Raw genomic sequence first — 23,620 nt, 5'->3', positions numbered from 1 at the left:
TATTGACAATTTTACTAGCCTTTGACATAACGTGCCAACATGCTAGTCTAATAAAATTAATCGCACTTTTTTAGAAACAAATGACACAATACAAAGCTTATGTTCCCATTAGCTTCCTTAATATTTTAACGCGATACATAGATGAGCAGGCATTAGAAGCAAAAAGCTTAAGAGAAACACTTCAAGAACTATCTAAAGTAAAACGCGTCGATACGCTGACGTTTTCACAATTATTAGATCAAATTTATCAGTTAACTCCTCTACCAGCATTAGGGTTACGCATTGGGGCAATGGCAAAACCGGAAGATTTTGGCTTAGTTGGAAATTTAATAACATCATGCAGCACGCTTAAACAAGCGTTAATTAGATATGGTCGATACCAAACATTAATATTAACTGATTTGGCAGCTAAAATAGAAATTCAAGAAAATGCTTGTAGTCATCAATGGATGTTACGAGGTGTAGATAACCGGCTGTTATATGAATTTGGTTTGATAATATTTATTACACTTTACCAATCGTTAATTAATCGGAAAATTGCACCTGTATCTGTCGCTTTACCCATTAAAGAACCTAAAGACATTAATATTTATCAAGCGATTTTAGGCTGCCCAGTTGAATTTAACTCTCCTACATTACGGGTAAATATACCTACATATTTAATGTTATTGAATATTTCAACAAGTGATCCATCACTGCTTAAAATCTTTGATCAACAAGCTAGATTTTTATTAACAGAAACAAAATATCAAAATGAAACGTTTGAACCTTTTCTCTTAAAATTACGAGAACAAATATTGGTCGCGATGAAAGACGGTGATACTCGTGCGAGCACTGTTTGTGTAAAAATGGGATTTTCACTTCGATCATTTTATCGAAAACTAAGTAACAACGATCATAATTATCGCTCTATACTCGCAGACTCACGTTGTCGGTTAGCTAAACGGTATCTAGTTGATGGCGAATTTACATCTTTAGAGATAGCCTTTTTACTTGGATATTCAGAGCAAAGCGCATTTATTAGAGCTTTTAAAGAGTGGATGGGCATTACACCTGGTGAATATCTCATATCAGTAAAATAAACGTTAAATTTTTTGATTTATAAAGCCGAAAAGTCACATCAATTTAGCTTTGATATTGTTGAACTTTCCCGGTTATCTAGAAGAACTGATACAACACTTACTAGGCCATAATATATTAGTTACAGAAATGACCTCTATAGTCTTGGGAGCGGATCTTAAATTGACCTGGTTTCGAGGTACAAAAACTTCTGAAATGTGGCAAAAATTAGCGTTCATAAGTAGAATTCCAACGGCAGCTTCGAGCCTAATACCGGACAGTCGAGTCATTCTTTAATTAGTGATAGTTAGTGTGACATTAGCTATGTCGATATTCTATGTTTACGATCAGTTTAAGCGTGAAGCTGCCATATGGTGAATGTTTGTTGACTCAGTTTACGTGACGATTCAGTCTGAACATTGATATACCCTCCGCTTAGATAAAAGTTAATCGAGGGCATTTCAAATTTTGCACAGGGTAATCAACCGTTTAGTTTTATTTGAATACAATTGAGTAGGCAACTCAATTGCTTTGCGCATTTTCTTTAATTAAGGCTACTAAGTTGGCTAGACGAGTTTGATAAGCATTATTTTCAACATTTTCATTTATACTTTTTTCAATAGCCATATTCCTCATGTTTAACGCCTTATTGAGCTGTTTACTCGCTTCAAGCCCGTCAGCAAAACTGTCATATGCATCAGCTTTGTATGGGTAGTTTTTCACGTTCATTTCAAATAGCTTTATTGCCTTGTTAAAGACTTTTTTATTTAAAGCAATATAGCCAGCTTGGTTAATTGCTCGGTAAGTAGGTTTGATTTCGTAGCCGTATTTTTCAGATTGTGTTTTGAAAAACCCTTTAATAGCAGGTAAACCTTCGGCAATAACTTCATCTGGGCACTGTAATGATTTATATAGATAACGATACGCGTGAGTTTGGCCAACAAGAGCTGTTGTACCGTGACTTTCTTGTTCATCTATCTCTGAATTATAGCTAAAGCCTTTGGGGTATGTGTTTTCAATAAGTCAGTGTATTTATTAAAAGCGCTAAACATATCTCCCTTTTCGTTCCCCAAGTTTAAATATAAGTAGTTATTTAATTGCGGCGTGTTTGCTAAAAAGTTTTTTGCATCTTCAAATATTACTTGATTATGCCACCATAAACTTGGGCTAAAGGCAAAGTGGGCTTGAAACAGGTATGGTCTAGACTGCAATGCATAAACAGTTAGTAATCCACCTAAAGAATGACCAGATAGTATTTTGAAATTGTTTGTACGATAGCTTTTATTAACATAAGGGATAAGTTCTTTTTCGATAAAATCTAGAAAATTATTCGCGCCTCCAGACATTCCCCATTTATTGTAGTTTTCATTACTCTTAATAAGCCACCCATAATAAAATTAAATAAAAAGTACATATTTCTTACTTAATTTTGGACTTAAAATATTAGATGGGTAAAAGCAGCGGGAAAACTTTGTTTATGTTGGCTGTATTTTGGGTAGTTAGAGTGAAACCCTGATTTTTATGCATATTTTGTCCTCTTCAATTTAAAAAGTACAAAACAGGGTAAATCTTTGTTGGGTATTCCTACGATAGCAGTCGTTTGGCCTGCTTCATCCCACCTATTCGTTTTCTGTGGGTATGGGTTTTGAATGCTTGCATCATCTGCTCTGCGCCCGCTGCATAACAAAAGTGTTGTTCGAATTCGGTAGTCAGGGTTATCCATTGCTCTTCTGATAAACCTAATCGGCTCAGAATTGGACTGTGTGCTGAGTCGAGAGTACCTGCTTTATCTGCTCGGATAATGCGGCCTGTGGTGTCAACCAGTTCACAGTAATCTTGTAAAGAAAAAGCAATGCCTTGGGGCATATCTTGTCTGGGGTTACCGACAAAGGGTAATAACTTATAAGGTTGGCGTTTGTGCTGTTGTATGGCCTCAGTTCGTTTTTGAATACTGGTGTGCTGTGAGGTTTCAGGAGTTTTCGCAATCTTAGCTCTAATCGGGTTTAAGTCGACATACGCCATACAGGATAAGACTGCAGCATCATCTAACAACGCTTGGGATTTAAAGCGGCCTTCCCAGAATCTGCCTGTGCAGCCGTCTTCTTTATTGGCCTGCCTGGCAATAGGCTCGCTTAAACTGGCCATCAACCAACTGATGTCATACAAACGCTGACGATATACGCCAATAGTCTCTTTAAGGCTTATCCATTCATTTTCACTTAACAACTCGTTACGCATGAACTTCTGGCTCAGTAACGTACCTCTATGTAACCGATGCCAGCGGCCTACCACTTGTTTATCTGACCAAGACATGGCCTTGTCTTTATCCACACACAGCACCAAATGCACATGATTGCTCATCACTGCATATGCACATATACCAATGGCAAATACTGACGATAACCACAATACCTTATCTTCTACCCACGCCCGTCTGTGCTCGTAACTCGTACCTGAATATTTATCAATACCACATAAAAAGGCGCGTCTAACGCACCGTGATACGCAATGGTAATAGGGGGTATAAATAAGGCTGACCTGAGATGAACGAGGCTTAGGCATAAGAGACTCCTTTCAATTTATGCTATTTCAATTGGTGTTATTAAAGCTTAGCGCAGAACAAAAAACGTCAAATTATTATGGGTGGCCTAATTAAGTTTCCTAATTAAGTTTTTATTGCCATACTTTGAGGCATTTTCACCGCAATGACAGTGCCTTTGGCACATACAACACCATTGGCTGAAACGACAATATCAACAATGATTTTACGTGCTTTGATCTCTGAAAAAGAACCCATTAATTCAAGCTCAACTCCTTGCGGTGTGGGTGCTAAATAATTAACATTCAAGGCACCTGTCACAAATCGTATCGCTGGCAGTGTATCCATGGCTCTGTCTTCATTACGAAATGCCATTGCTGCAGCGCTGCCCGTGCCATGACAATCAATCAATGAGGCAATCAGACCGCCATAAACAAAACCTGGGATCGCTGTATGATAAGACTCAGGAGTGAAATGAGCGATAGTCTGCTGACCATGCCAATAACTTTTTAAATGATGGCCCTGTGATTATTTTTGCCACAACCATAACAATGACTTAAGTCATCCGGATAACATTCTTGAAATGCTTCATTTTTCATAGCGACGCCTAAAAAGATAAAATATTTAATTACATTACAATGGGCGCTTAAGATGGTCACTCACAAAGCATCAGAAGCCTGCAAAATTGAGATATTACCAAACAATATCAATTAAACGGAGTGACCAAATATGTCTTGTTAAAATAGCAGCAGTCAAGCCATTAGTTATGCACTCGGACGAATAATGCTGCAAGTACACGTTGCATGTGCATAAATTTTTCCTGCCGCATCTTTTATATCACCTTCAGAAACACCTAGATTCCTGGAGATATTAATAACCCGCCCCTCAGCAAATAAATGAGTATTAATGGGTATGGGTCGCATCATTTTAATATTTAAATCAACCGTTCCAAAGCTTATGCCCGCATCAAGAGTTGAGTGAACAGCACACCCAGTTACAGAATCAAGAACGGTTGCTGCAAACCCTCCATGAACGCCACCTACAGGGTTCAGGTGTCTGGAATCAGCTATGACAATAAACTTAACATTACCCTTCTCTATTACATCCATTTTCATAGGAATGGTTTCTGTAATAGAAGGGGCTGGTAGAAGTCCGTCAGACATAGCGGTTAAAAGCTCAAGTCCTGACATATTTTTTATATCCAAAGATTTTTCTCCATTAGTAAACATGTCCGCACTTACGGCAAATTTCAAATAAATGACTGAGACACCCATATTAAATCATTCAAATAAATAGATAGAAGTATTTAAAAAATTTATGAGTGGGTGACCTGAATTCGTTCAGTACAAAGTCACGAAGTGTGTGAAGGTATTATGGAAGGTTTGGCTCAGAACAACCCTTTTTCAACTCGCCCACATAGACATTACATGCTGAAAAGCGGCCTACTCTATCGCGACAACTCCACAGCGCTATATGGCGTAACTGCCGTCAGGTTATCAGAACACTTTTCGAGTTGCAGCATAAGCAGAATCGACGTGTGGCACTCCGTTCATGGCGCTAGCAACTAGACTCGACGAAGCGTCCAACCAAGATACTTTAGCCACCATTTTCATAGCAATTTGCGCCGCTATAACTGAACCACATCCGACATCTGCATAGGAGGTACTCGCAGTAATTTTGACACGATATATTACTGTAAGATAAACGGAATACATTGTCCTTCTTTAAAACATCATCAGTCAGAGGCGAGTGCCCCAAAAATCGACTATTCGCTTCAGCTGTTTTATTGTGCTTTTTAGTTGTTTTAGAAAATTGACTGTAAGTAGATTGCTTCGTTATTGTCATATTTTAATCACTAAAATAACGCCAACTATTTAAGTAATAATCGAGTACAACAGGTTTATCAATTTGATTAATTTCAACGTCTATTCTTTGTACATCCTTTTCAAACACAAACATAGACGGCATAGATTCCTGGGTTAAAAAAAGACTGTTTTCTATGGGACGCTTAGGTATTAAGTCTATGGGGTGTAAGGTACTTAACACAAACCCCCAATCACCAAAAGACGGTATATTTGTGTGGTAAGGATAGGTATGAGCAAAACCCGCTGCTTCTATGGTTTTTACAATACTCCAAAAGGCCGGTTTAACAAAGAATGGACTGGTAGCTTGTGTCACCATTATACCGTCAGACGTTAGATTTGATTTCGCTAATCGGTAATATTGTTTACTGTACAAGCGTGAAAGTGAGATGGTGTTGGGGTCGGGTAAATCGTTAATGATAAGATCAAATGCTTGTTTGTTTTTTTCGAGAAAGACAAAAGCATCATCAATCACAACCTGAACTTTTTTGTTATCTAAACTGGCTAAGTTTATGTCGACTAGATGTGGGTTATTCTTAGCTAATTGTGTCATTCGAGCGTCTAAGTCGACTAAAACTATTTGTTCAATTTCTGGATACTTGAGTAATTCTCTGACAGCTAAACCATCTCCAGCACCTAACACCAATACCCGTTTAATTGGCTTATCCGCGAGGATCATAGGTACTATCACTAATGACTCATGATATCGGTACTCATCTACAGATGAAAACTGTAAAACACCGTTTAGGTAAAGTCGAAGATCGTCTTTGCTCATGGTCAGTGTGATTTTTTGATACGGTGTTTGCTCGCTATGCACAATTCGCCCGTTATAGAGCATTTGGTCCCAATGCTTCAGTGCCTGACTAGAAAACACTAACATCACCAAAATAACTAAACTCATAGCGGCGGTTAATAATTGAAGTCTTTTGCCGGTTTTTCCAAGAGATTTTCTGTATGAGTACAAGACCACTGTGGCAATGGACATATTGATAAGCCCAAATAGCAATGATGATTGGTAGATACCCAGAACAGGTAAAAGAAAGAACGGAAATGCAATAGTAGCAATCAACGCCCCAAGATAATCAAAGGATAATATATTCGCAATATTGGATTTAAGTACCTGATAATTTTCCATTAGCCTAGTTAAAAAAGGGATTTCCAAGCCAATTAAAAAACCTATACATAACGTCAGTAGTACATAAGTCGGGTAGAACAATGAGGTCGTAGTATAAGTAAAATATAATAATGGAATACTGATACCGCCGATAAACCCGAGTAGAATTTCGGCAATGACAAAACGTTGTAATAGTTTGTCCGTAATGAATTTTGACATATAGGAACCAAGACCCATTGCGGCCATATAAAGCCCAATGGTAAGTGAGAAAAACTTCACGCTGTCGCCCATAAAATAGGACACAGTGGTAGCAATCAGTAGTTCATAAATAATCGAGCATAAACCAGCTATAAAGGCGGCATAAATCAGAGTAGCGGATTGTTTCTGCTGCAATTGGTTTTCGGGTAAGTCTGTTTGATCAGTCGACATATCAAATTGACCCATCTATTTGTAAGGGTTTTTTCAATAAAGTACCTCTATCAAACTCACGCACATCAACACGTTCTGGACAGAAGTGTTTTTTTATGGGCGCTAAAGCTAAATTAGGGTCGCAATTACCACACATAAATATGTCTACGGCAGCAAAGTGGCTTTCAGGCCAGGTATGTATACTTATATGAGATTCGGAGAGTAATAACATGCCGGTAATACCTTGTTCTTCTCCAAAACTATGAAAGTTTTTTTGCAATACTATAGCGTCACAAGCAGATGCGGCTTCCATTAACGCTTGCTCAACGCTACTTATATCGCTTAAATTCCTTGCTTGATATAAGTCTAAAAGCAGATGTTTACCGGGAGTGTAATTATTTTGCATAAAGATATTTTGTTAATTCTGACATTATTTATAAGGATACTCGTTTGGTAAATAGTTTTTCTGTTGGCATTGCTTGATTAGCAAATAAATATGTATGAATGGCAATATACCATTTTTACCTCCACACAGCTTATATAACCAAGGATAAACCTTGTCAGCTTATTCGCACATACATACTAGATGTTATACAAACGTCGTGCGATGTTTCAACCAAAGTCTTACTGATTCATACCATCAACGCTACTTGGGGTGCACAGAAAACAATATGATTAGTGATGAATATCACCGCACGTACACTAAATTCATATTTTTAAGACTACGCTTTATACTAGCCAACGTAATCCTACACATTTTTTAAAAACAAAAATATTGTATGCGAGTTATTACCTCTTTGAATTACCTACTCCGGCACTCTAATATTGAAAACAAAGTGTTTTCTCAATATCAAAACACCCTATTTTCTGGCAGTAGAATTAATGTAGTTTATTTAAATTGACTTTGGCCCCTTTTATTTTTTGTTATTGACGTTACAATGCGCAAAATTGCAGTGTCAGAAGCCTGATATCTGAGTAGGCTGAGTTATTTTACTTTGGGATATTTCCGCTATGGCTGATAGTAGCATTAAATTTAAAGGTACGAGTTTTACTCTATTTGTTTTACATTTAAAAACGTTAAAATTAGCAGATATACGCGCTAATTTAGTAAAAAAAGTTGCACAGGCACCAGACTTTTTTTACTTATTTCCTGTCATGGTTGATATTGAAGAAGTCGATTTTTCTTTTGACTATCAAGCTTTAAAAATGTTACTTGAAGAATTAAAATTCACATTTATCGGTTTTACTGGCTCTGTTTCTAAAGAGCAACGCAGTCTTATTCGAGAGCTTGGTTATTCATTCTTAAATGCTGCTAACGCAGGCGTTCCAAGCAAAAAAAATAACAATAATGAAGTAATTGAAGCAAAATATAAAGAAACAGAAACCATTCGTGAAAACAGATTATACGGCGATAAAATACACCGTGGGCAGGTTCGTTCAGGTCAACAAGTTTATGCAAAAGAGCAAAATTTAGTGGTGATTGGTTCTGTCTCCGCGGGTGCTGAAGTCATTGCAGATGGCAACATTCACATTTATGGCTCATTACGTGGTAGAGCGCTTGCAGGTGCAAAAGGTCATCATCAAGCACAGATTTATTGTCAAAACCTTGAAGCTGAACTTGTATCAATTAATGGGAACTATTGGCTGAGTGAATCAATGAATAAGCATTGGGGCTCACCGGTATATATACAGTTGACTGGCGCTGAATTGACGTCATCAAAACTCATCTAACTTTTATTTATGAAGGATATTCGGTCTATGGCACGAATAATAGTTGTTACATCAGGTAAGGGTGGAGTAGGTAAAACGACTTCAAGTGCCGCTATCGGCATTGGTTTAGCGTCAAAAGGACACAAGGTTGTTCTAATCGATTTTGATATTGGACTTCGTAATCTAGACCTAATAATGGGTTGTGAGCGTCGTGTTGTGTATGACTTTGTCAATGTGATCAATGGCGAAGCCACCTTAAATCAAGCTCTAATTAAAGATAAGCGTGTTAGTAGCTTATCAATACTGCCCGCGTCACAAACACGAGATAAAGATGCTTTAACCAAAGAAAATGTGGGAAAAGTGCTTGAAGAGCTTGGTAAAACATTCGAATATATTATATGTGACTCTCCAGCGGGCATTGAGGCAGGTGCGATGATGGCACTTTATTATGCTGATGAAGCGATAGTTACCACTAATCCAGAGGTATCATCAGTGCGTGACTCTGATCGAATTTTAGGAATGCTGTCAAGCCGCTCTCGTCGAGCTGAGCTTGGTTTAGAGCCGATTAAAGAACATTTATTACTAACACGTTATTCACCTAAACGAGTAGCAGAAGGCGAAATGTTAAGTGTTGAAGATGTAGTAGACATTTTAGCCATACCTTTATTAGGTGTCATTCCAGAGTCACCTGCAGTTCTAAAAGCGTCAAATGCAGGTGAACCTGTAATTTTAGATACTGAAAGTGATGCAGGAAAAGCATACCAAGATGTTATTGAGCGTCTCTTAGGTGAAACAGTTGAATTTAGATTTTTACAAGTTGAACAAAAAAGCATTCTTAGTCGCTTGTTTGGAGGTTAATGTGGCATTATTTGATTATTTTTTACGAAAAAAAGAAAACCAAGTTACAACGGCTTCAAAAGCCAAAGAACGCCTCCAAATAATTGTTGCACATGAGCGTAATGGTCGAAATAAACAACCCGATTATTTACCTCAGTTGACTGAAGATATTCTTCATGTTTTGCGTAAATATATTCAAGTGTCAGATAAAAGTCTGTCGATTAACCTAGACAATAAAGGTGGTGATTTAAACGTGTTAGAACTAAATATTGAATTATATGATAATAACACCGATTAGATAAATGCTTTGACAATATAGGGATTAAATAAAATATAGAAGCTTAAGTGAATTAGACAGCTAGCTTCTATGTTTTCTGGAAATTTGATATTTCCAATGATTAAACAAAATTTTCTAAAAATATTGATAGAAGCATCGCAATTCATTTAAATTACTTTACATTTTAAATACGGTTTCTGCGCCTCTTCGATTGGCCTCGATTTTGTGGCTTAGTATCTGCCTCAAAATTACCATACTCATCATCATCCGAGGTGTCCACTGAGGCCCTCTTGTTGGGCGCAAAACCTGGAATTATTTCGCGCTCAAACTTACGCCCAATGAGTCGTTCAATAGACTGTAATTGTTTAAATTCATCCTCGCTGAACAATAAAATGGCTAAACCAGAAGAACCAGCGCGACCGGTACGACCAATACGATGCACATAGTCTTCTGGCTCATAAGGCAAATCAAAGTTAACCACACAAGGCAGGTGATTAACATCAATGCCCCTAGAAGCAATGTCAGTGGCAACCAACACCACAACATTACCGTTTTTAAAACCGTCTAAAGCTAGGGTGCGAGCGTGTTGAGTTCGGTTTGCATGGATTGATGCGGCATTAACACCGGCTTTGTCGAGCTGCATTACCAAATTATCTGCACCTTTTTTAGTTCGACTAAATACCAACACTTGACGCCAATTATTCTTTTTAATCAGATGGATCAACAACTCAGATTTACGCTCTTTTTCTACAGGATGTAATTTCTGCTTAATCCTATCAACAGTGCTTTTCGCGGCAGCCACTTCAATCGAAATTGGATTATTTAGCATGCCTTTAGCAAGCGACTTAATTTCTTTGGAAAACGTCGCTGAAAACATCAAAGTTTGTAGTTTATTAGGCAGCAGCGTTTGAATATGACGGATATTGTCGATAAACCCCAAATCAAGCATGCGGTCAGCCTCGTCGAGCACCAATATTTCAAGCTGTTCAAAATTAACCGCCTGTTGATCATATAGATCGACCAAACGGCCAGGGGTTGCAACCAACACATCCAAACCAGCTTGCAGCTGTAATACCTGAGGCTCAATCCTGACCCCTCCGAACACGGCAGCAGAGCGGATATTCATATGTCGGCTATAGTGTTGAACACTCAATGCAACTTGAGCTGCTAGCTCACGGGTTGGTGTAATAATTAAGGCGCGCAAGCATTGTGGATGTGGGCTAGGACTACTCTTGATAACGTCATTCTGGATAAATTTAGCTGCTAATAGCTGCAGCATAGGCAACGTAAAGCTCGCCGTTTTTCCGGTCCCTGTATGCGCCACCGCTATAACATCACGTTGACTAAGTACAGCCGGAATAGCTTCAATTTGTATCGGTGATGGCGTTGTATAACCCTGTTCTACAACAGTGTGCAACAACTCATCACACAAGCCTAAAGAGCCAAATGTCATAGATAAACGTTCCTTGGATTGATTAAGGTATTCTATATGCTGCCTTTAAGACGGCGCAATGTACCTGCGATAGTTTAACTATCACTTTTTAACAAGTTGTAATAGTTGCTTGGGATTATCCAGAATGACCAGTAAAAGACAACCTTAAAAAGCCTAGCCCAAAAAATAACTCATTTCGGTTTAGGCCATTATCTTCCACTGAATTTTATTGGTGAGTGAGTCTATATCTCAAAAAAGGTAATGTTGACGCAACGGTCTTGTATTCGTTGTTTTGGTTGACATGTTAGGTTACATCACGACCCAACGAATCAATATCAACACCCTGCTCTAAAAGTAGTTTTTCAAAAAGCGGTAGCAAGGGGCCTAGACTTTCTTGAAGCGTATCTCGCACAGTATCCACAATAACTTGAGTACTACGTTCAATTTCAACATTAATGTGATCGCCTGCAATCTTAGCCTCGAAAACTGTCATTCTCCGAGTCTCTGGTATCAGCCACACTTCAAACCATTCCTCTTTTTTGTTTACCTCTGAAATCGTCAAACTTGCACCATTTAAAGCGATATAACCTTTAGGGAAAACATAACGTTTCCATTCTTTGGATAACGCTATACGAATACAATAATTATCTTCAACTTGATTAACATTAATAATGGGCACTTTAAAATCAACATGACCAGATAGAGGGTGACCTCCAATTTCTGCACCGTCTTTGGCTGCTCTTTCTACATTTACGAAAGTTCCTTTTTCATACTCACTTAAGGTGGTTATCAAAAGGCTTTGCAACATAACATCAAACTTAACCCTTATATCAGACACTAGCTCTGTAACAGTCAAGCATACCCCATCTACAGCCACGCTGGCCCCGATTTCTAAGTCAGTACAAAACCCTTCCTTAAAATCGATAACAAACGTTCTAATCCCATTTTTATCTGTAACATCAATAATCTTGGCTATAGACTGAACTATTCCTGTAAACATAAATTCTCTTCTTCGATTGGTAAATGAATAAATTGTGTAGTTACTCTGTTCCAGTTTCATTTCTATGCAAATTACATTATTTGTAATTGTCACTGAGTGACTGGCACGTTGTAATTCAAGCAAATATTGGCAATTTGATAGTTAAAATCTGCGTTAGCCAGCTTATATAATCAATCTCGGTGGCCGTTTTTAACTTGCCTTGCCAGCTTTTGTTGCTTCAGGCACTTCAATAAGATTACCTGTTTTACAGTCATAAATATAACCATAAATTGGAATGTCACTTGGCACCATGGAGTTACTTCTAATACGCTGAACATCTTCATAAACACTTTTTTCTTGGTCACTTATAGTTAACCAATTGATATATTTACCATCAGTAGTTCCGCCACCAACATTGCTATCATGCCAGCCAGTAGCATCCACATTAGATGTTTTAAGACTATCTGCTAACAATTCTCCCATAGTTTCTGTTGTGAATGTCTCCATTCCACAATCAGTATGATGTATTACGAACCACTCTTTGGTCCCCAATAACTTGTAAGAAATTACCAAAGAACGTATAGCATCGTCACTTGCTCTGCCACCCGCGTTGCGGATCACATGGGCATCACCTTCTGCAAGACCGGCATACTTTGCTGGATCTAAACGAGCATCCATACACGTCAAGATTGCAAACTGTCTTCCTGGTGGCATTGGTAAATTACCTTTATCACCAAATTCAGCTACATAATCAGCATTTGCTGAAGTTACTTCTGCTACGATTTTACTCATCGACATTCTCCTAATATGTACCGCAATGTTTAGTTTTAATGAGATATCCCATGCGCTACTAATGGGAAACTGAAAGTATTATTAAACTTCGGAATAGTGGATATATCTTAACAGGGAACCAATAAAACCAGTTTTTTCTGTTGGTTTAAAAAGCAACTTAGACACTAATTGTAATACAATCAATTATGAAATGACCATTTGACCTTATTTACAGAGGGCATATTAACAGTAGCGGTCCTGTTAATATTATTGGCGCAACATTTTACTGCATGTAAGCGGCACTAATTAATTAACCATTTCATATGAAATCACATACAGGCTTTCTACATTTGGGTATATTTTTTGGATCACAGTTTGCAGCTCTGAAAGTGTCATATTCTCTTGTTTTGCATGAATATCTGAAAGCTGATTAAAATCAATTGCGACAACATCTTTTATTTTTAATGCACAAAACCCACGATTATTTTCAAAAGTAGAGACTTGCACAATACTATTTACTGCATAATCTTTCTCTGACTCATCTCGAATAGTTATAGTTCTTCTTACCGGATAGGATATCTGCCTCAAAGCGTTCAAAAAAAGTTATTTTAGATAGACTCATCATTCTCTCTTTAATATTTGATGAAAACACATAGCGCTATAATACAAGAGTCTACACCTGACTAAAAACGTAACGAAATAACCATAATAAACTAACCTTAAATGCCTATGGGTATATTGTTAAATGTTCTTGTTTATTAGATAACTTAGCCCTAATTAGATAATTTTTTAAACCAACATTGCCAGTTTTTCAATACCATGGGATGGCGTCCTTCTCTTAAATTCAACAAAACCATGTTTCTTATATAAATGTATTGCAGGTATATTGGCTACAGCGGTTTCCACAATAGCGTCTGAAAAATCAATAATTTCCAGCACATAGCTGATTAATTTGTTTGCGATACCTTTCTTAAAATAATGTGGGTCAACAGTTAAACTATCAATTTTTAAGAGTTTACCTTCTATAACTATCTCTATAACGGCAGCAAGACATGCATTTTCACTAAAGCCATAAAATAATGTTTTTGAATTTTGTATATTTTTAGCGCTTCGCAATAATGGAGGAAAATCAAGAGAGCCTATAAGTTGAGCTTCTATTTTATAAGAGTGTTGAAAAATAGTGAAAATTTGATGTGCCTCTTTTTTATTTGAATTATTTAGTATTTTTATCATGCCACGCCTAGTCTTAGAATTTACATTGCTGTCTGTAATGGTTTAATAACCTTTAACATATGAAGGTTTTGTGAGCGAGTTTTCAACAACCCACAAAAACACGCATTAGCATTTAATCAAATATGTAGAGTCCTTTGACCATATTTATAACAGATTATTGTTAACTACTTCTTATTCATGCTCTAAGTTAAGATCCCCACCAATTATCTTGTCACTGGTTTTTTCAGCCATAAGTTTGACCATATCTAAGGGTAGGCGTCGCTCTTTCTCAGACGCAAATATGGGTGCCTGATCATCATAGTGGTTTGAGGTTGCATCGAGGGTGGCGCTGCCAAAATTATGAATGCTGTGTGAGGTAAGAATACCATCTGGCGACCATTCAACAAACATGATGTAACTATCTCCAGCAGTTGCCTGTTGATGACCAGCCTCTTCATCAAATACACCATATACTGCGCGCAACACATCAGGTGCACCTGAAAGGGGCCAACTCTTATCACCGCGTACCAGACGGTTTACTTCACCCCACTTGGGATCAATTCGACCAAAATGATCTTGTAACAGAGTCAGCGCATTTTGAAAAACGTCTACTAAGTCAGGCTCTGGCTCGTCACGCATTACCGCCATAACAAATGGACTGCCGGTCATCACACCCAGTGCCGCCACTCGACTCTCAGCATCACTTCCTAAATCCCAGTTTTGTAGTAGTTCTTGCCCTGCTTGCAACTCACTATCGGGTTCAAAAGACATAGCTAACAAACGTTTGAGCACTAGATCAACCACTGAGCCCTCAGCATAGCGATTATCATATTTATAACGGTGCAAATCTTCACGGCTGATAGCCTTGTCTGCTCCAAACAAAGCTTCAATGCGCAAAGCACGATTAGTCATATTAGTCTGTATTCCCATCGACGACTCATAGTCTTTGGGCTTTGGTTGGCCCTCACCAATCGAAGAACGATAAGGAGTGTTGTTGGCATTGTAGACTAAACCAGAGGGAGGATTAACAGTGCGCGGCATACGTTCAAAGGGGTAATATCCCTGCCAAATAAGGTCTGACCGGTCACCCGCAACTAAACCTTGCCAGTCTATGGCCGAGAACTTGTCGCCTTCAGGTCGCTTGGGCATCATCGCATTATAGTAGTGAGCAATATTACCGTCTTTGTCAGCATACACATAATTGATGCTCGGCGAGGCGGTCATCGATAGCGCCGCTTCAAAGTCAGCTTGAGTGCGCGCTTTGTTCATGGCTAACATCTCTTCAAGAGTCCGCATTTCATCCATTCCAGCCCAACGCAGCGCAAAGGCTCCCTTTTCTGTTTTAAAAACAGGCCCGTGAACAGAGCGATAAATAGCTTCGTGAAACGTCCAGCGAATTGGGCCCCAAAACGTGACGTCAATTGCCGCATCTTTTACTTCAAAATCTCGCCATTCACCGTCTAATAAATATTGATCCCCGTTGTTGGGATTAATTGTTAACTGGTACACATCCACCAAATCTGGCTTATTTACGGTGCTAGCCCATCCTAGTGTAGGTCCATGTCCATGCAGAATAACCGGTGAGCCCGGAAAAGTGCTACCAACCATATCCCAACCTTCGTCTGTTTTTACTCGCGCTTCATACCAAGCAACAGGGCCAGTAAGTGGCTGGTGAGAATTCACGAGTAAACGTGTATGACCATCGTCAGAACGCGACGGCGCGATTGCAATACCTTGACTACCAATATCAGGTTGAGGTGAATCAGTGACGTGTAAGTGTGCAAGTTTGTCGAGCCCAGTGCCGTATCGCCCCTCAACGACTGCTGCAACCACCTGATCAAAACCGTAAAATAAAGGTGTTTTAAAAGTGAAACCCGCAATAATATCTTTGCCCGTTACAGGAAGTAATCCCACGGCAATATTATCTGGTTTTTCAGAGGCATAAAAATTTACCCCATCGGCATAGGCCTCAGCATGATCACGAGTTTGCTGATTTATGCGACTCTCATAGCCAGCGTCCACCACATTCCACACATCCATAAAATGAACCAGATAATCAGTTTTAGCCGCGTCAACACCATGTAGTGTTGCGAGTTTGCCACGGGTCACAAGTAAAACATCCTGCATGGTTGCAAAATCATCTTCCGCATGAGCATAACCAAGACCGAAGGCAGCATCTATATCCCGTGTACCAAAGATATGCGGCACAGCATATTTATCACGCACAATATGCACATCATATTTATCCGCAAGTATTTGATATTGAGCTGGATCCACTGAGCGAGGAGCTGTAGCCCAAAAACCGATGTAAATTGAAGTTAGTAATGCTATGACAGCAAGCAGTATTTTTTTAATCATAATACCTCGCAAAGGGCTCAAAATCTCAATAGTTGAGTTTACTAAACATCAAAAACCTAATAACTACAGTCTGTTAATGTCTTTTTAGAAGTGAAGATAGGCTTTAGATTAAGGGGTATTTTTATTAAAATCCAGATTAGAATATCGACACTTTTTAATGATGATTAACACTTAACGATAAGTTCCGCTCAAAGCGAACTGCAGTGTCAGGTTCTTCATACAGAATTGAATAAAATAAACAATTACCAAAAGAATTATCAAGACACTCATCACAATTCTATCTAAAATGAAACCTGAAAAGTGGTAATCCCTTTACTTTTCAACGGTATTGGCCACTCAGGCTTGTGACTTTTATTATCAAGCCCTCGTCTAAAGCCACACAATAAACATATGTTTAAACATTCGGAAATAGAGAATATGTCAGAAGCTTTGCCAGACAGAATTGAAGAAGTCATTATTCAGTCGGACTTGTATTCAAATACAAGTGATACTGCAACAGTTCTTGCTCAAGCTGATGAAGTGGAGCTTGCTCTCTTACTTGAATCTTTACCGATTCAAGAAAGGATTATTCTTTGGCAAACCATTCCCGATTATAAAAAGCTTGATGTATTAATTGAGATGCGCAGCGATCCTAGGTCGGTCTTGATCCATGCCACGGAACCAGAGCAATGGGATGTACTGTTTACTGATATTGACGCTGAGGATTTGCTTGAACTAGCCGATTCTTTACCGCAAGAGTTATTCGAACGCGCCTATACGGCATTAGATAGGCTGCAAAAACGATACTATACCGAAGCAAACCAATACCCTGAGGATCAAATAGGTCATTGGACTTCTCATGACTTTTTGGTCTTACCAATCAATGCCAAAGTGCGTGATGCATTGCGCTTGATACGCCGCGAAATGCCACGGCATACGGATATGATATTTTTGATCAATCGTTCTGGCTATTTCTCAAAGGCGGTCCCCATCGCCAAACTGCATTCGCTACCTGAGCACTTACCTTTAGCTGATGTATCTTTAGATGACTTTCCGATAATTAATGCAACAGAAGAAGGGCAACTGGTCGCCAAAGAAGTGTTGTTATCAGGATTTGGCGCCCTACCTGTAGTAGATGAAAATCAAAAACTGATTGGTCGAATCGATGTCACTGCTGCCGCCGAGTTGATGCAAGAATATTATGAAGGACAAATAATGGCTAGTGCTGGTATGGATGAAAACGAAGATTTATTCTCACCTGTACGCAAAAGTGCGAAAGCAAGAGCTATTTGGCTAGGTATCAACCTACTAACTGCTTTTATGGCAAGTGCTTTTATCGGTATGTTTGAAGACACAATTCAACAGGTAGTTGCCTTAGCGGTTTTGATGCCAGTCGTTGCGAGTATGGGAGGCATAGCCGGTAGCCAAACATTAACACTGATAATTCGTGGATTAGCGCTCAAGCAAGTCACCTCAGCCAACGTTGGTGCATTACTCGCCAAAGAGTCCAAGGTGGGCGGATTAAATGGGGTGATTTGGGCCGTCGTTATTGGTTTTGTCGCATTATTATGGTTTAACGATCCACTGTTAGGAATGGTAATCGGTATCGCTATTTTTCTTAATATTGTTGCAGCAGCATTGGCCGGGGTATTTGTACCCGTGATCCTCGACAAATATAAAATTGACCCCGCTCTTTCTGGCTCAGTTATTTTAACCACCGTCACCGATATCGTTGGTTTTGTCGCATTTTTGGGATTAGGGACTATTTTTTTGATTTAATCAGTCTCATTAGAGTTAACTTTTGGCTTTTTATATTTTTATAATTTCATGACATAAAATCCACTGTTATTAAATAAAATAGTTAGAGCCAGTGATACTATTTTATTTAATATAGAATTAAAAATTGAATTTTCAGAACAAAAAACAGGTTAATGCACCTAATTAAACTACACTTATTTTATAACTTTTATATCTACATGATAAAGATTTATTTGTTAAATATATAAAGTTCTTTAAGCAATAATACGTTACAAAATGGAATAGAAACATCATTTAAGGAGCCATCAATAAACACTACATCACCTTTTTAGGGGACGTCATGAATATTTTTAGCCAGTTTCAAACTCGGTATGAACTCAGTAAGCAAGAAGAGTACACACTAGAGGAATACCTTGATATATGCAAAAACGATCCTAATGCCTACGCATCTGCCGCAGAAAGATTATTAATCGCTATTGGCGAACCCGAATTTGTTGACACCTCCAAAGATCCTCGTCTTAGCCGTATTTTTTCGAACAAAGTTATTAAACGCTACGAGAATTTTAGTGACTTTTATGGAATGGAAGAATGCATTGAACAAATAGTCTCATTTTTCAAACATGCTGCTCAAGGCCTAGAAGAAAAAAAACAAATTATCTATTTACTTGGTCCTGTTGGTGGCGGTAAATCCTCACTAGCTGAAAAATTAAAAGAGCTCATGCAAAAAGTACCTTTTTACGCGATCAAGGGCTCTCCAGTGCATGATAAGCCTCTATCTCTTTTCGATATAAAAGAAGATGCTTCTTTACTTAAAGAAGATTACGGTATCGAAGCACGCTACTTAGGTTCAATAATGTCACCTTGGGCAGTGAAACGCTTGCATGAATACGGTGGAGATATTCGCAAATTTAAAGTGGTTAAATTATGGCCATCTATTCTAGACCAAACAGCTATCGCTAAGACTGAACCTGGGGATGAAAATAATCAGGACATCTCTGCTTTAGTGGGTAAAATAAATATTAGAATGCTTGAGGATTTTTCTCAAGATGACCCAGATGCTTATAGTTTTAGTGGCGGTTTATGCCTTGCTAACCAAGGTATGCTGGAATTTGTGGAAATGTTTAAAGCGCCAATTAAAGTACTCCATCCTTTGTTAACAGCAACGCAAGAAGGTAATTACAATTCTACAGAAGGCATGAGCGCTATTCCTTTTGAGGGCATTATTTTAGCGCACTCAAATGAATCTGAGTGGCAGACCTTTCGTAACAACAAAAACAATGAAGCCTTTTTAGATAGAATTTCAATCGTAAAAGTACCTTATTGCTTAAAAGTGACTGAAGAAATGAATATTTATAAAAAACTACTTGAAAATAGTTCATTGAGTCAATCACCTTGTGCGCCAGATACCCTAAAAATGCTTGCTCAATTCTCAGTTCTGTCTCGACTAAATGAACCAGAAAATTCTAATATTGACTCAAAAATGAAAGTTTATGATGGACAAAATATTAAAGATACCGACCCAAAAGCTAAGTCGATGCAAGAATACAAAGACAATGCCGGTGTCAATGAGGGAATGTCTGGTCTTTCAACCCGTTTTGCCTTCAAAATCCTTTCGCGAGTGTTTAACTTTGACACCTCCGAAATAGCTGCGAATCCAGTTCATTTACTTTACGTTCTCGAAAAACAAATTGAACAAGAGCAATTTTCACAAGAGACGGCCGAACAATACTTACGTTTTATTAAAGAGTTTCTAGCTCCCCATTATGTTGAGTTTATTGGCAAAGAAATTCAAACAGCCTATTTGGAGTCTTACTCTGAATACGGCCAAAATATCTTTGACAGATATGTGACTTATGCTGATTTTTGGATACAAGATCAAGACTATCGAGACCCTGAAACAGGTGAGATATTTAATCGAGCAGTAATAAATGAAGAACTTGAGAAAACTGAAAAACCAGCAGGTATTAGTAATCCTAAAGATTTTCGAAATGAAATTGTTAATTTTATGCTAAGAGCGCGCGCCAACAATAATGGCAAAAATCCTTCATGGCAAAGTTATGAAAAACTACGTGCAGTTATTGAAAAGAAAATGTTTTCGAATACCGAAGACTTGCTCCCCGTCATTTCATTCAACCCCAAAAACTCACAAGAAGACAAGAATAAGCATGAGCAGTTTGTAGAGCGCATGATTGATCGCGGATACACTAGAAAAACAGGTTAGATTACTTGCAGAATGGTACTTACGGGTTCGAAAGTCTCAATAATAGTCAATCAATTGTGAGGGATTATAGAGCTCATAAAGTGGATGTAACCATAGGCATTATCTAAGTCTGCCAACAATGGTTTATTCATGCGCGCAGCCTGTTTAAAAGAAGCTCGATAACTTAAGGTCTATAACCTAGGAGATACTAATGGGCTTAACCCATATTATTGACCGTAGACTGAACGGTAAAAATAAAAGCGCTGTCAACCGTGAGCGCTTTCTTCGACGTTACCGCCAACATATTAAGAAGGCAGTGTCTGATGCTGTGAGTAAACGAAGCATCACCGACATTGAACGTGGAGATAATATCAGTATTCCCAGTAAAGATTTAGACGAGCCTACATTTCGATCCGGTCAGGGAGGCTTACGTGAAACGGTTAATCCTGGAAATAAAGATTTCACTACTGGTGACCGAATCGCTAAACCATCAAAGGGGCAAGGCGAAAAAGGCTCAGGACAGGGCGGAGCGAGTGATTCAGGTGAAGGCGTTGATGAGTTTGTATTTCAAATATCGCAAGAAGAATTTCTTGACTGCATGTTTGAGGATCTCGAATTACCTAACTTGATAAAAAAACAATTAAAAGATACCACATCGTTTAAATATCAACGGGCGGGCTATTCTAATCAAGGAAACCCTGCAAAAATCAATGTCGTACGCTCCTTACAAAAAGCCTATGGAAGACGCTTAGCGCTCACAGGGAAAAAACGTGAAAGCCTTAAAAAACTAGAACTAAAATTAATGGAACTTGAGTCTTCAACTGAAGATGACACAACAGAAATACGTACATTAAAACTCAAGATTGAAAAGTTCAAAACACGTATTAAAAAAATCCCTTGGATTGATGATGTTGATCTTAAATTCAATCAACACGTGAAGATAGCACTTCCAAGCACCAGCGCTGTAATGTTTTGTTTGATGGATGTTTCAGGCTCGATGAGCAAAATGCATAAAGACATCGCAAAACGTTTTTATGTCCTGTTATATTTATTTTTAAAAAGAAATTATAAAAAAATTGATGTGATATTCATTCGTCACCATACCAGTGCAAAAGAAGTGGATGAAGAAGAGTTTTTTTATTCTCGAGAAACTGGCGGTACAATTGTTTCAAGCGCTTTGAAACTTATGAATGACATTATTAAGCAACGTTACCCTGCAATTGATTGGAATATTTATGCCGCCCAAGCCTCAGATGGTGATAATTGGAACGGTGACTCACCGTTATGCTTAAAAGTATTGCGTGAAGATATTTTGCCGCAAATTCAATATTTCGCCTACATAGAAATAACAAAATTAGAGCATCAAAGCTTATGGAATGAGTATGAATCCTTAAGCCCTGAGTTTCCAGATAACTTCGCGATACAAACTATCACCAATGAAAGTGAAATTTATCCAGTCTTCAGAGAATTATTTTCTCGTAAGGAAAGTCATCATGGGTAAGTCATCTGAAAAAAACTATATTTCTACCAGCTCTGAATGGTCCTTTGAACTAATCGAGAAGTATGATGAAGCTATTGCAAAAATCGCTAAAGAATACAAACTGGATACGTATCAAAATCAAATTGAAATCATAAGTTCGGAACAAATGTTAGATGCATACTCATCTGTTGGTATGCCTTTGGGTTACAATCACTGGTCATTTGGTAAACAGTTTTTGAACAGCCAACAAAACTATAAACGAGGCCAAATGGGACTGGCATATGAAATCGTGATTAACTCTGATCCTTGCATCGCCTATCTTATGGAAGAAAACACCATGATGATGCAAGCCTTAGTAATTGCCCATGCGGCCTATGGACACAATTCTTTTTTCAAGGGAAATTATTTATTTAAAACATGGACAGATGCTAGCGCAATTATTGATTATTTAGTATTCGCGAAAAACTATATTTCAAAATGTGAAGAACGTCATGGGATTGATGAAGTAGAAAATATTTTAGACTCTTGCCATGTACTCATGAAATACGGCGTAGATCGTTATAAACGCCCTCCAAACATCTCAGCCGAGGAAGAGTCAAAACGCCAAGTGGAACGTGAGATATACATGCAGCAACAAGTGAATGAACTCTGGCAAACCATACCTTTACACCCTGATAATGAACATGACGTTGTTCACACACAATTTCCTGATGAACCTCAAGAGAACTTACTTTACTTCTTTGAGAAGAATTCGCCACTTTTAGAGCCGTGGCAACGTGAGGTTATTCGCATTGTTCGCAAAATAGCCCAGTATTTTTATCCTCAACGGCAAACGCAGGTAATGAATGAAGGATGGGCAACCTTTTGGCACTTCACGATTATGAATACACTTTATGATAGGAAACTGGTCGATGAAGGCTTTATTATAGAATTTTTAACATCGCATACAGCTGTTGTATATCAGCCTCCCTTTGACAGTAAATGGTTTAATGGTATCAATCCATATGCCTTAGGCTTTTCAATGTTTCAGGACTTACGCCGCATATGTGAGTCGCCAACGGATGAAGATAAGCAATGGTTCCCAGATATCGCAGGCTCAGACTGGCTAGAAACATTGGACTTCGCCATGCGGAACTTTAAAGATGAAAGCTTCATACTTCAATATCTCTCCCCAAAAGTCATTCGTGACCTCAAACTTTTCTCGATTGAAGATGACTATCAAGCAGAGCACTATCACATCACCGCTATACATGACGAAAGTGGTTATCGATATGTACGAGAACAGCTATCACTGCAATACAATTTGAGTATACAGGAACCAAACATTCAAATTTGGGATGTGGATTTAAAGGGGGACCGTTCTTTAACGCTTCGACATATACCCAATCAACACACGCCTTTGGCAAGTAATACTGAAAACGTCCTTAAACATGTACATCGACTTTGGGGTTTCGATGTTCATCTTTATAGTGTCAATGGAAATAATGCAGATGAAAACGAAACCCTTGCAGAATTTCATTGCCCATCACTCAATACTGAAAAACCGGAATAGGCATTAAATATTATGAATATATAACCTTAAATAAAATGTCAGAAATAAAATAATTAGTCTAACTTTTCATTACTATTTTTGTTTTTCGCTAAC

At 38.3% G+C, this 23,620-nt stretch carries 20 protein-coding genes and 2 pseudogenes; 8 read left to right on the top strand and 14 right to left on the bottom strand.

Translation table 11 applies throughout. The features are described 5' to 3' along the window. Positions 1-80: 80 nt before the first annotated feature. Positions 81-1,082 carry an AraC family transcriptional regulator gene (locus tag C427_RS11140; protein WP_007635334.1) on the top strand — a complete coding sequence of 334 codons (1,002 nt, stop codon included), beginning with the start codon at positions 81-83 and terminating at the stop codon, positions 1,080-1,082. Positions 1,083-1,581: 499 nt separating this feature from the next. Here the strand turns inward: C427_RS11140 and C427_RS24100 are convergent, their stop codons facing one another. The 8 genes from C427_RS24100 to speD form a co-directional block, all read right to left on the bottom strand. Next, positions 1,582-1,788, bottom strand: a complete 207-nt coding sequence (locus C427_RS24100; RefSeq protein ID WP_015430845.1) for a hypothetical protein — start codon at positions 1,786-1,788, stop codon at positions 1,582-1,584. 245 nt (positions 1,789-2,033) lie between these two features. Further along, on the bottom strand, positions 2,034-2,405 hold the full coding sequence (locus C427_RS24090; RefSeq protein WP_015430844.1) for an alpha/beta hydrolase: 372 nt from the start codon (positions 2,403-2,405) through the stop codon (positions 2,034-2,036). A gap of 238 nt (positions 2,406-2,643) precedes the next feature. Then, on the bottom strand, positions 2,644-3,621 hold the full coding sequence (locus tag C427_RS11130) for a hypothetical protein (RefSeq protein WP_007635333.1): 978 nt from the start codon (positions 3,619-3,621) through the stop codon (positions 2,644-2,646). A 103-nt stretch (positions 3,622-3,724) separates the two neighbouring features. Continuing rightward, on the bottom strand, positions 3,725-4,009 hold the full coding sequence (locus C427_RS27460; RefSeq protein ID WP_015430843.1) for a hotdog family protein: 285 nt from the start codon (positions 4,007-4,009) through the stop codon (positions 3,725-3,727). Between the two features lie 353 nt (positions 4,010-4,362). Next, entirely contained in the window at positions 4,363-4,803 is a 441-nt protein-coding gene (locus C427_RS11120; RefSeq protein WP_085949627.1) for a PaaI family thioesterase, read from the bottom strand. Between the two features lie 291 nt (positions 4,804-5,094). Beyond that, entirely contained in the window at positions 5,095-5,313 is a 219-nt protein-coding gene (locus C427_RS11115; RefSeq protein ID WP_034898662.1) for a hypothetical protein, read from the bottom strand. Positions 5,314-5,446: 133 nt separating this feature from the next. Beyond that, positions 5,447-7,003: a polyamine aminopropyltransferase gene (locus C427_RS11110; RefSeq protein WP_226991055.1), complete on the bottom strand. Its 1,557-nt coding sequence runs from the start codon at positions 7,001-7,003 to the stop codon at positions 5,447-5,449. Between the two features lies 1 nt (position 7,004). Further along, entirely contained in the window at positions 7,005-7,388 is a 384-nt protein-coding gene (gene speD / locus C427_RS11105) for an adenosylmethionine decarboxylase (RefSeq protein ID WP_007635323.1), read from the bottom strand. 605 nt (positions 7,389-7,993) lie between these two features. Between speD and minC the strand changes: the two genes are divergently transcribed. The 3 genes from minC to minE are packed head-to-tail and all read left to right on the top strand — an operon-like array spanning position 7,994 to position 9,827. Then, the gene (gene minC, locus C427_RS11100) at positions 7,994-8,713 is read left to right on the top strand and encodes a septum site-determining protein MinC (RefSeq protein WP_007635321.1); all 720 of its coding nucleotides are present in this window, start codon (positions 7,994-7,996) and stop codon (positions 8,711-8,713) included. Between the two features lie 27 nt (positions 8,714-8,740). Further along, positions 8,741-9,550 carry a septum site-determining protein MinD gene (gene minD, locus C427_RS11095; RefSeq protein WP_007635320.1) on the top strand — a complete coding sequence of 270 codons (810 nt, stop codon included), beginning with the start codon at positions 8,741-8,743 and terminating at the stop codon, positions 9,548-9,550. Position 9,551: 1 nt separating this feature from the next. Then, a complete protein-coding gene (gene minE, locus C427_RS11090) occupies positions 9,552-9,827 on the top strand; it encodes a cell division topological specificity factor MinE (RefSeq protein WP_007635319.1) in 276 nt (91 codons plus the stop codon). A 163-nt stretch (positions 9,828-9,990) separates the two neighbouring features. On the opposite strand, the gene C427_RS11085 is transcribed toward minE, so the two are convergent. From C427_RS11085 to C427_RS11060, 6 genes and pseudogenes are all read right to left on the bottom strand, one after another. Further along, positions 9,991-11,259 (bottom strand): DEAD/DEAH box helicase, encoded by a 1,269-nt coding sequence (locus tag C427_RS11085; protein WP_007635317.1) that lies wholly within the window; start codon positions 11,257-11,259, stop codon positions 9,991-9,993. 283 nt (positions 11,260-11,542) lie between these two features. Continuing rightward, positions 11,543-12,238 (bottom strand): riboflavin synthase, encoded by a 696-nt coding sequence (locus C427_RS11080; protein ID WP_007635316.1) that lies wholly within the window; start codon positions 12,236-12,238, stop codon positions 11,543-11,545. Between the two features lie 189 nt (positions 12,239-12,427). Beyond that, a complete protein-coding gene (locus C427_RS11075; protein ID WP_007635315.1) occupies positions 12,428-13,009 on the bottom strand; it encodes a beta-class carbonic anhydrase in 582 nt (193 codons plus the stop codon). A 285-nt stretch (positions 13,010-13,294) separates the two neighbouring features. Continuing rightward, positions 13,295-13,610, bottom strand: a pseudogene (gene yqfB / locus C427_RS25915) (N(4)-acetylcytidine aminohydrolase). A 167-nt stretch (positions 13,611-13,777) separates the two neighbouring features. Next, the gene (locus C427_RS11065) at positions 13,778-14,221 is read right to left on the bottom strand and encodes a GNAT family N-acetyltransferase (protein WP_007635311.1); all 444 of its coding nucleotides are present in this window, start codon (positions 14,219-14,221) and stop codon (positions 13,778-13,780) included. Positions 14,222-14,392: 171 nt separating this feature from the next. After that, positions 14,393-16,558 carry a penicillin acylase family protein gene (locus tag C427_RS11060; protein WP_007635310.1) on the bottom strand — a complete coding sequence of 722 codons (2,166 nt, stop codon included), beginning with the start codon at positions 16,556-16,558 and terminating at the stop codon, positions 14,393-14,395. A gap of 417 nt (positions 16,559-16,975) precedes the next feature. On the opposite strand from C427_RS11060, the gene C427_RS11055 reads away from it, so the two are divergent. The 4 genes and pseudogenes from C427_RS11055 (at position 16,976) to C427_RS11040 (ending at position 23,527) form a co-directional block, all read left to right on the top strand. After that, positions 16,976-18,316 carry a magnesium transporter gene (locus tag C427_RS11055; protein WP_007635307.1) on the top strand — a complete coding sequence of 447 codons (1,341 nt, stop codon included), beginning with the start codon at positions 16,976-16,978 and terminating at the stop codon, positions 18,314-18,316. Positions 18,317-18,635: 319 nt separating this feature from the next. Beyond that, positions 18,636-20,559 (top strand): annotated as a pseudogene (locus C427_RS11050) (PrkA family serine protein kinase). 147 nt (positions 20,560-20,706) lie between these two features. Beyond that, positions 20,707-21,996, top strand: a complete 1,290-nt coding sequence (locus tag C427_RS11045; protein ID WP_007635304.1) for a YeaH/YhbH family protein — start codon at positions 20,707-20,709, stop codon at positions 21,994-21,996. After that, positions 21,989-23,527, top strand: a complete 1,539-nt coding sequence (locus C427_RS11040; protein ID WP_007635303.1) for a SpoVR family protein — start codon at positions 21,989-21,991, stop codon at positions 23,525-23,527. The genes C427_RS11045 and C427_RS11040 overlap by 8 nt, the downstream gene beginning before the upstream one ends. Positions 23,528-23,620: the final 93 nt, after the last annotated feature.

The sequence above is a fragment of the Paraglaciecola psychrophila 170 genome (genome assembly GCF_000347635.1).
GTDB lineage: Bacteria > Pseudomonadota > Gammaproteobacteria > Enterobacterales > Alteromonadaceae > Paraglaciecola > Paraglaciecola psychrophila.
The sequence above is the reverse complement of the archived record's forward strand: the minus strand, read 5'-3'. Positions and strand labels throughout refer to the sequence as shown.

Excerpts from the sequence above, each read along its gene's own strand:
- C427_RS11140 (WP_007635334.1), top strand. The coding sequence starts at position 81 with ATGACACAATACAAAGCTTATGTTCCCATTAGCTTCCTTAATATTTTA.
- C427_RS24100 (WP_015430845.1), bottom strand. The coding sequence starts at position 1,788 with ATGAACGTGAAAAACTACCCATACAAAGCTGATGCATATGACAGTTTT.
- C427_RS24090 (WP_015430844.1), bottom strand. The coding sequence starts at position 2,405 with ATGTCTGGAGGCGCGAATAATTTTCTAGATTTTATCGAAAAAGAACTT.
- C427_RS11130 (WP_007635333.1), bottom strand. The coding sequence starts at position 3,621 with ATGCCTAAGCCTCGTTCATCTCAGGTCAGCCTTATTTATACCCCCTAT.
- C427_RS11115 (WP_034898662.1), bottom strand. The coding sequence starts at position 5,313 with ATGTATTCCGTTTATCTTACAGTAATATATCGTGTCAAAATTACTGCG.
- C427_RS11110 (WP_226991055.1), bottom strand. The coding sequence starts at position 7,003 with ATGTCGACTGATCAAACAGACTTACCCGAAAACCAATTGCAGCAGAAA.
- speD (WP_007635323.1), bottom strand. The coding sequence starts at position 7,388 with ATGCAAAATAATTACACTCCCGGTAAACATCTGCTTTTAGACTTATAT.
- minC (WP_007635321.1), top strand. The coding sequence starts at position 7,994 with ATGGCTGATAGTAGCATTAAATTTAAAGGTACGAGTTTTACTCTATTT.
- minD (WP_007635320.1), top strand. The coding sequence starts at position 8,741 with ATGGCACGAATAATAGTTGTTACATCAGGTAAGGGTGGAGTAGGTAAA.
- C427_RS11085 (WP_007635317.1), bottom strand. The coding sequence starts at position 11,259 with ATGACATTTGGCTCTTTAGGCTTGTGTGATGAGTTGTTGCACACTGTT.
- C427_RS11080 (WP_007635316.1), bottom strand. The coding sequence starts at position 12,238 with ATGTTTACAGGAATAGTTCAGTCTATAGCCAAGATTATTGATGTTACA.
- C427_RS11075 (WP_007635315.1), bottom strand. The coding sequence starts at position 13,009 with ATGAGTAAAATCGTAGCAGAAGTAACTTCAGCAAATGCTGATTATGTA.
- C427_RS11065 (WP_007635311.1), bottom strand. The coding sequence starts at position 14,221 with ATGATAAAAATACTAAATAATTCAAATAAAAAAGAGGCACATCAAATT.
- C427_RS11060 (WP_007635310.1), bottom strand. The coding sequence starts at position 16,558 with ATGATTAAAAAAATACTGCTTGCTGTCATAGCATTACTAACTTCAATT.
- C427_RS11055 (WP_007635307.1), top strand. The coding sequence starts at position 16,976 with ATGTCAGAAGCTTTGCCAGACAGAATTGAAGAAGTCATTATTCAGTCG.
- C427_RS11045 (WP_007635304.1), top strand. The coding sequence starts at position 20,707 with ATGGGCTTAACCCATATTATTGACCGTAGACTGAACGGTAAAAATAAA.
- C427_RS11040 (WP_007635303.1), top strand. The coding sequence starts at position 21,989 with ATGGGTAAGTCATCTGAAAAAAACTATATTTCTACCAGCTCTGAATGG.